The sequence below is a fragment of the Lactobacillus sp. A27 genome (assembly GCF_016742815.1).
Classification (GTDB): domain Bacteria; phylum Bacillota; class Bacilli; order Lactobacillales; family Lactobacillaceae; genus Lactobacillus; species Lactobacillus gallinarum.
The window spans coordinates 1-1,938 of record NZ_JAEHNT010000073.1 but is presented as its reverse complement, the minus strand read 5'-3'; the positions used below and the strand labels follow the sequence as shown (position 1 = coordinate 1,938).

General features: G+C 34.6%; 2 protein-coding genes. Both read left to right on the top strand.

All coding sequences use genetic code 11. The annotated features are described in order from the left end of the window. Positions 1-217 precede the first annotated feature (217 nt). Entirely contained in the window at positions 218-1,213 is a 996-nt protein-coding gene (locus JEM49_RS08625; RefSeq protein WP_162606866.1) for an NAD(P)/FAD-dependent oxidoreductase, read from the top strand. A 9-nt stretch (positions 1,214-1,222) separates the two neighbouring features. Continuing rightward, positions 1,223-1,885 (top strand): VTT domain-containing protein, encoded by a 663-nt coding sequence (locus JEM49_RS08620; RefSeq protein ID WP_201874646.1) that lies wholly within the window; start codon positions 1,223-1,225, stop codon positions 1,883-1,885. The last annotated feature ends 53 nt before the right edge of the window (positions 1,886-1,938 follow it).

Sequence of the window (1,938 nt, the reverse complement as noted above, 5' to 3'; positions counted from 1 at the left end):
TGCTTTAACTTTGCAAGTCTTTTTTTCAAAAACTTTTTTAAAGCTCTCGAGCTCTTCGTCATCTCTCAAGACGACTTTATTAATATATAATACTTAACTTGGTTTTGCAAGTATTTTTTTATTAATTAAATCTGTCCTTCAAAAGACGACTTAATTAATATACCTTAGTCAACAGATTTAAACAAGTACAAATTTTAAATGATTATTGTCTTAAATCATGTTAAAGTTGATACATCAACACTTAGAGGAGGTTTTAAAAATTAAAAAAGTTGATCTCGCAATTATAGGTGCCGGTCCTGTTGGATTATTTGCAGCTCATTTTGCTCACTTGCATGGCTTGTCTAATTTAATCTTCGATTCATTATCTGAGGTTGGTGGTCAGCCCCAAATGCTTTATCCATTTAAACAAATTAGTGACATCCCTGCTTATAATACAATCAGTGGAACAGCCTTAATCCAAAATTTAAAATCAGGTTTACCAAAGGAAACCGAAATTATTACTAATCATAAAGTTAATGATGTTAAAAAAAGCGACGACGGTTTCATCTTAGATGATATGGTATTAGCCAAAAGCATTATTATTGCTACAGGTGCAGGAGCATTCAAACCTAAAGAATTACCATTGAAGATGAATGAAGATATTCAAAAAAGAGTCCACTACTTCATTAAAGACCCTAAAGATTTTGCCAACCAAAAGATAGGCGTCTTCGGTGGAGGCGATTCTGCTCTTGATTTAGCAATTGAATTGGCAAATTATACAAATGTCAAAATTATCCATCGTCGTAATGAATTCCGCGGTCTTGAATCCAACGTTAAAAAGCTTCGTTCTTTAGCAAACGTCGAAATTTTAACTCCCTATCTTCCAAAGGACATCCAATTAGTTAATAATCAATTGGATATAACTCTTAAAGGTATGGGTGATGTTCAACCACGCCATGAGCAGTTTGATCAAATTATTGTCGCTTATGGTTTCAAAGCTAATAATCGTTTTGTGAAAAAATGGGGAATTGAGCTCAACGGAACTAATATTGCTGTTGATCCAACGATGAAAACCAACATTGATGGAATCTATGCTGCTGGAGACGTAGTAAGCTATCCTGGACGGGTTCCTCTAATTGCTTTAGGTTTTGGAGAAGCTCAAATCGCTATTACTTCTATTATGCGTGATCTATTTCCAGAAAAAACTTTAACCATTCACTCAACTAGCATTTAGGAGAAAGAAATGACTTTAATCGATTTTATCTTACATATTGATGACCACTTGGTCACAATTGTTAACCAATTTGGTGGTTGGTCTTACTTGATCTTGTTCGCCATCATTTTTATTGAAACTGGTGTAGTTATTTTCCCATTCTTGCCAGGTGATTCACTTATCTTTGCCGCTAGTGCGATGGCCGCTAACCCAAAATATGGTTTAAATATTTGGCTAATATATTTAATCGTTGCCTTAGCTGCCATACTAGGTGACACCGCCAATTATGAAATTGGAGCATGGTCTACTAGAGCAGGTGAAAAACACAGTTGGTTCAATAAATTAATCAATCAAAATAATCGACTAGCTGCAGAAAAGTTCTTTGAACGCCATGGTCCAATTACAATTGTGATCGGAAGATTTATTCCATTTATCCGGACATTTGTCCCCTTTATTTCTGGCGGTAGCAAAATGCATTACGGTAAATTTATTGCTTATAATATTATCGGTGGTTTACTTTGGACAGGATTATTTACTGTTATCGGATTCTTCTTTGGTAACATCCCTGTAGTAAAAGATCATTTCTCAATGATTGTAATTGCCATCATCCTGGTTTCAGTTGTTCCAATTGCCATCGTAGCTTTGAAGAAAAAAATCTCACTCAAAAGTGTCTGGGAAAAAACTAAATCCTAGGCCATAAAAAGAACGATCAAAATTCTCAAATTTGAGGTTTTGATCGTTTTTTT